Origin of the sequence: Pseudomonas sp. NPDC089569, assembly GCF_050280625.1 — a bacterium.
Lineage (GTDB): Bacteria > Pseudomonadota > Gammaproteobacteria > Pseudomonadales > Pseudomonadaceae > Aquipseudomonas.
The window spans coordinates 1-4,819 of sequence record NZ_JBNNVQ010000187.1 but is presented as its reverse complement, the minus strand read 5'-3'; the positions used below and the strand labels follow the sequence as shown (position 1 = coordinate 4,819).

Here is a 4,819-nt window from a genome sequence, read left to right as displayed (position 1 = left end):
CCTGGAACACGCCGTTGTTCTGGATCCGGTTCGCCAGGAAGAATTCACCGCCAGCCGTGGTCGCGGCGCCCAACTGAACGGCCGTCGCCTGCGCGTCAGCGGTCGCACCAGCCTGGACGGCGCCCTGCTGGGTACCGGTTTCCCGTTCCGTGACGACCAGATGGACAACCTGGACAACTACCTGGGCATGTTCCGCGCCCTGGTCGGCCAGACCGCCGGCATCCGCCGCGCCGGCTCGGCGAGCCTGGACCTGGCCTACGTGGCCGCTGGCCGTTTCGACGCCTTCTGGGAGTCGGGCCTGTCCGAGTGGGACATGGCGGCAGGCGCCCTGCTGATTCAGGAAGCCGGCGGCCTGGTGAGCGACTTCACCGGCGGTCACGACTTCCTCGAAAAAGGCCACGTCGTTGCCGGCAACACCAAATGCTTCAAGGCAGTCCTGACGGCCATCCAGCCGCACCTGCCGGCCTCGCTGAAGCGCTAAGCGCCCAGCGACAAAAAGCACCCTTCGGGGTGCTTTTTTTATGCCTGGAATTTGCCCTTTCAAAACACCCTAGATCCCTGTGAGAGCGGGCTTGCCCGCGATGACAGCCTCACACGCACCATCAATGGCGACTGACACACCGATATCGCGGGCAAGCCCGCTCCCACAGGTTTTTCGGTGATTTCACATCAGCATTTCAGGCACAAAAAAAGCACCCCGCAGGGTGCTTTTTTTTACATCCGATTCCAGGCAATCACTGACCAGGCTGGCTCTGGTTCTGCGTCAGGATCAGCTTGCCTTCTTTATCCACCGGAATCTGGTTACCCGGGTCGCGATCCATTCGCACTTTCCCCTCTTTACCACCCAGCGAGTACCGCACGTCGTAACCTACGACCTTGTCACTGATGTCATTGACCGTATTACAGCGGGTCTGGGTCGTGGTGTAGGTGTCACGCTCCTGCATACCCTCCTGAACCTTGTTGCCGGCGTAACCGCCACCGACAGCACCGGCCACGGTAGCCAGCTTCCTGCCATTACCCGCCCCGACCATATTGCCCAGCAAACCACCGGCCACGGCACCGACCACGGTACCGGCAATCTGATGTTGATCTTTCACCGGCGCCTGCCGGGTGACTGCAACGTCCTTGCATACTTCACGTGGAGTCTTGATCTGCGTCTTGACCGGCTCGACGGCCAATACTTGCGCATACTCAGGGCCGTTATCTTTTACCAGGCTGTAAGTGGCAACAGCACCCCCGGCAGTGACACCGACAGCACCCAACACCGTACCAACCAGCAACGACTTGTTCACATGAACCTCCTGACCATCATTGGCGGGATAAACCCGCGCTTCTCCCAGCCTTGGAGCACAAAAAAAGGCGCGAGTTCAACTCGCGCCTTTTTTGGACTACATCACCGAAGGCTGTTTTGGAAAAGCAGGCCCTCAAGGACGGTCGTCGATTTCCTTCTCGGTATTCACCGGGGCAATCAGGTCTTCGGAGCTCAGGTTCAGCCAGATCAGCACCACGTTGGCGATGTAGATCGACGAGTAAGTACCCGCCAGAACACCGATGAACAGCGCAATGGAGAAGCCGAACAGGTTGTCGCCACCGAAGAACAGCAGCGCCGCAATGGCCAGCAAGGTGGAGATCGAGGTCGCCATGGTCCGCAGCAGGGTCTGCGTGGTCGAGATGTTGATGTTCTCGATCAGGCTGGCCTTGCGCAGTACCCGGAAGTTCTCACGAACCCGGTCGAATACCACGATGGTGTCGTTGAGCGAGTAACCGATGATCGCCAGTACCGCTGCCAGCACCGTCAGGTCGAAGGTGACCTGGAAGAACGACAGGATACCAACGGTCACGATCACGTCGTGGATCAGGGAAGCGATCGCACCGACCGCGAATTTCCACTGAAAACGGAACGCCAGGTAGATCAGGATGCCGCCCAGCGCCATCAGCATGCCGAGGCCGCCCTGGTCGCGCAGCTCTTCACCCACCTGCGGGCCGACGAACTCGACGCGCTTGACGGTCGCCGGGTTCTCGCCGCCGACCTTCTGCAGCGCATCCGCCACCTGGTGACCCAGTTGCGGGTCTTCACCCGGCATACGCACCAGCAGATCGGTGGTTGCACCGAAGTTCTGCACGATGGCTTCGTGATAACCGGCGGTCGCCAGTTGTTCACGCACCTTGGTGACATCGGCCGGACGCTCGTAGGTCAGCTCGATGAGCGTACCGCCGGTGAAGTCCAGACCCCAGTTCATGCCCTTGTGGAAAACGCTGAAAATGGCCAGCGCACTGAGGAACAATGTGACGCCGAACGCGAAGTTGCGAACGCCCATGAAGTTGATAGTACGTAACATGGCAGCCCCTTAAATCCACAACTTCTTGAAGTCACGACCGCCGAAGATCAGGTTGACCATCGCGCGGGTCACCATGATGGCCGTGAACATCGAGGTAAAGATCCCGAGGGACATGGTCACTGCGAAGCCCTTCACCGGGCCGGTGCCCATGGCAAAGAGGATGCCGCCGACCAGCAGGGTGGTCAGGTTGGCGTCGAGAATCGCGGTGAAAGCCCGGCCGAAGCCTTCGTTGATTGCACGCTGCACGCTCATGCCGGCGGCGATCTCTTCACGGATACGCGAGAAGATCAGCACGTTGGCGTCCACCGCCATACCCATGGTCAACACGATACCGGCGATACCCGGCAGGGTCAGCGTTGCACCCAGCAGCGACATCAGGGCCAGCAGCATCACCATGTTCACCGCCAGTGCGACAGTGGCGATGAGGCCGAAGAAGCGATAGATGGCGATGATGAACAGCGAGACGAACAGCATGCCCCACAGCGATGCATCGATACCCTTGGTGATGTTGTCGGCACCCAGGCTTGGACCAATGGTGCGCTCTTCAGCGAAGTACATCGGCGCCGCCAGGCCACCGGCACGCAGCAGCAGCGCCAGTTCGGACGATTCGCCCTGGCCGTTCAGGCCGGTGATGCGGAACTGCGCACCCAGCGGCGACTGAATGGTCGCCAGGCTGATGATCTTCTTCTCTTCCTTGAACGACTGCACCGGTACGTCTTTCTCGACGCCGTCGACCACTTGCTTGGTGTAAGTGGTGACCGGACGCTGCTCGATGAAGATCACCGCCATGCTGCGACCGACGTTGCTGCGGGTCGCACGGTTCATCAGCTCGCCGCCGTGACCGTCCAGACGAATATTCACTTCCGGCGTGCCGTGCTCGCCGAAGCCGGCCTTGGCGTCGGTCACCTGGTCACCGGTGATGATCAGGCCACGCTCGATCTGCGCCGGCGGACGCTTGCCTTCACGGAACTCGAAGGTTTCGGAGGTAGCTTTCGAAGCACCAGGCTCAGCGGCCAGACGGAATTCCAGGTTGGCGGTCTTGCCGAGGATACGCTTGGCTTCTGCGGTGTCCTGCACGCCCGGCAGCTCAACCACGATGCGGTTGGCGCCCTGGCGCTGAACGATCGGTTCGGCAACACCCAGCTCGTTGACGCGGTTACGGACCGTAGTCAAGTTCTGCTTGATGGAGTATTCGCGGATTTCCGCCAGCTTGGCCGGGGTCATCGCCAGACGCAGCACCGGTTGACCGTTCAGGTCGGCCGGAACAATGTCGAAATCATTGAAGTTCTTGCGAACCAGCGCACGGGCCTCTTCGCGGGCAGCTTCATCGGTGAAGCCCAACTGAATGGCGCCGTTAAGCTGAGGCAGGCTGCGATAGCGCACCTTCTCTTTACGCAACAGGCTCTTGACGTCGCCTTCGTAGACTTTCAGGCGCGCATCGAGGGCTTTTTCCATGTCCACTTCCAGCAGGAAGTGCACACCGCCGGACAAGTCCAGACCCAGCTTCATCGGGTGGGCGGCGAGGTTACGCAGCCATTGCGGGGTGGTTTGTGCCAGGTTCAGTGCAACGACGTAGTCATCACCCAACGCCTTGCGCACGACATCCTTGGCCGGCAACTGGTCTTCGGCCTTGGTCAGGCGAATCAGACCGCCCTTGCCGTTGGCAGCCAGCGATGCAGCCTTGACGTTGATCCCGGACTCCTTGAGCGCCGTGCTCACGCGGTCCAGATCAGCCTGATTGACCTGCAGGGCCGTGCTCGCGCCGCTGATCTGGATCGCCGGGTCATCAGGGTAAAGATTGGGAGCGGAATAAATCAGACCGATCGCCAGCACCGCCAGGATCAGAATGTATTTCCACAGAGGATATTTGTTCAGCATCACGCCGCCCGCTATGACGCGGGGCGCCTTGCGCGCCCCGTCGATTGAGTAGAAGTTGAAACTTAGATCGCTTTGAGCGTGCCTTTTGGCAGCGTGGCGGCGATGGCGCCTTTCTGGAACTTCATTTCCACGGTGTCGGAAACTTCCAGAACGACGAACTCGTCAGCCACTTTGGTGATCTTGCCAGCGATACCGCCGGTGGTCACAACTTCGTCACCTTTTTGCAGGCTGCTGAGCAGGTTTTTCTGTTCTTTGGCGCGTTTGGCCTGTGGACGCCAGATCATCAGGTAGAAGATGACCAGGAAGCCGACCAGGAAAATCCACTCGAAGCCGCCGCCCATTGGAGCAGCCGCTGCAGGTGCTGCAGCGTCAGCCATGGCATTAGAGATAAAAAAGCTCATTTAGCACTCCAGTTGCAAATGTTGAATCTTGGGGTCAGAAAACTCAGTCCAAAGGCGGAACAGGCAACCCGCGTTTGGCGTAGAAGGCATCGACAAAGGCGGCCAATGTACCTCATGACAGTGTGGCTGCGCTGCAAGCTCGGTTGGAAACCGTTCAGGCTTTGCTAAACACTGCGCAGGAAGGAACCGACGCCATGAACT

At 59.7% G+C, this 4,819-nt stretch carries 4 protein-coding genes and 2 pseudogenes; 1 reads left to right on the top strand and 5 read right to left on the bottom strand.

Going from position 1 to position 4,819, the window contains the following annotated elements:
• Positions 1 to 481, top strand: a pseudogene (gene suhB / locus ACQKP2_RS31710) (inositol-phosphate phosphatase); the annotation flags it as partial.
• Positions 482 to 734: 253 nt separating this feature from the next.
• Here suhB and ACQKP2_RS31705 read toward each other — a convergent pair.
• The 5 genes and pseudogenes from ACQKP2_RS31705 to ACQKP2_RS31685 form a co-directional block, all read right to left on the bottom strand.
• Positions 735 to 1,292 carry a glycine zipper 2TM domain-containing protein gene (locus ACQKP2_RS31705; RefSeq protein WP_427582224.1) on the bottom strand — a complete coding sequence of 186 codons (558 nt, stop codon included), beginning with the start codon at positions 1,290 to 1,292 and terminating at the stop codon, positions 735 to 737.
• Between the two features lie 132 nt (positions 1,293 to 1,424).
• Positions 1,425 to 2,339: a protein translocase subunit SecF gene (secF, locus tag ACQKP2_RS31700; RefSeq protein WP_427582223.1), complete on the bottom strand. Its 915-nt coding sequence runs from the start codon at positions 2,337 to 2,339 to the stop codon at positions 1,425 to 1,427.
• Between the two features lie 9 nt (positions 2,340 to 2,348).
• Positions 2,349 to 4,217 carry a protein translocase subunit SecD gene (gene secD, locus ACQKP2_RS31695; RefSeq protein ID WP_427582222.1) on the bottom strand — a complete coding sequence of 623 codons (1,869 nt, stop codon included), beginning with the start codon at positions 4,215 to 4,217 and terminating at the stop codon, positions 2,349 to 2,351.
• A 62-nt stretch (positions 4,218 to 4,279) separates the two neighbouring features.
• Complete coding sequence (yajC, locus tag ACQKP2_RS31690) at positions 4,280 to 4,618, bottom strand: preprotein translocase subunit YajC (protein WP_427582221.1); 339 nt, start codon at positions 4,616 to 4,618, stop codon at positions 4,280 to 4,282.
• A gap of 43 nt (positions 4,619 to 4,661) precedes the next feature.
• Positions 4,662 to 4,730, bottom strand: a pseudogene (locus ACQKP2_RS31685) (hypothetical protein); the annotation flags it as partial.
• Positions 4,731 to 4,819: the final 89 nt, after the last annotated feature.

What these genes read in the sequence shown, in the direction of transcription:
- secF (WP_427582223.1), bottom strand. Translation starts at nt 2,339, where the DNA reads ATGTTACGTACTATCAACTTCATGGGCGTTCGCAACTTCGCGTTCGGC.
- secD (WP_427582222.1), bottom strand. Translation starts at nt 4,217, where the DNA reads ATGCTGAACAAATATCCTCTGTGGAAATACATTCTGATCCTGGCGGTG.
- yajC (WP_427582221.1), bottom strand. Translation starts at nt 4,618, where the DNA reads ATGAGCTTTTTTATCTCTAATGCCATGGCTGACGCTGCAGCACCTGCA.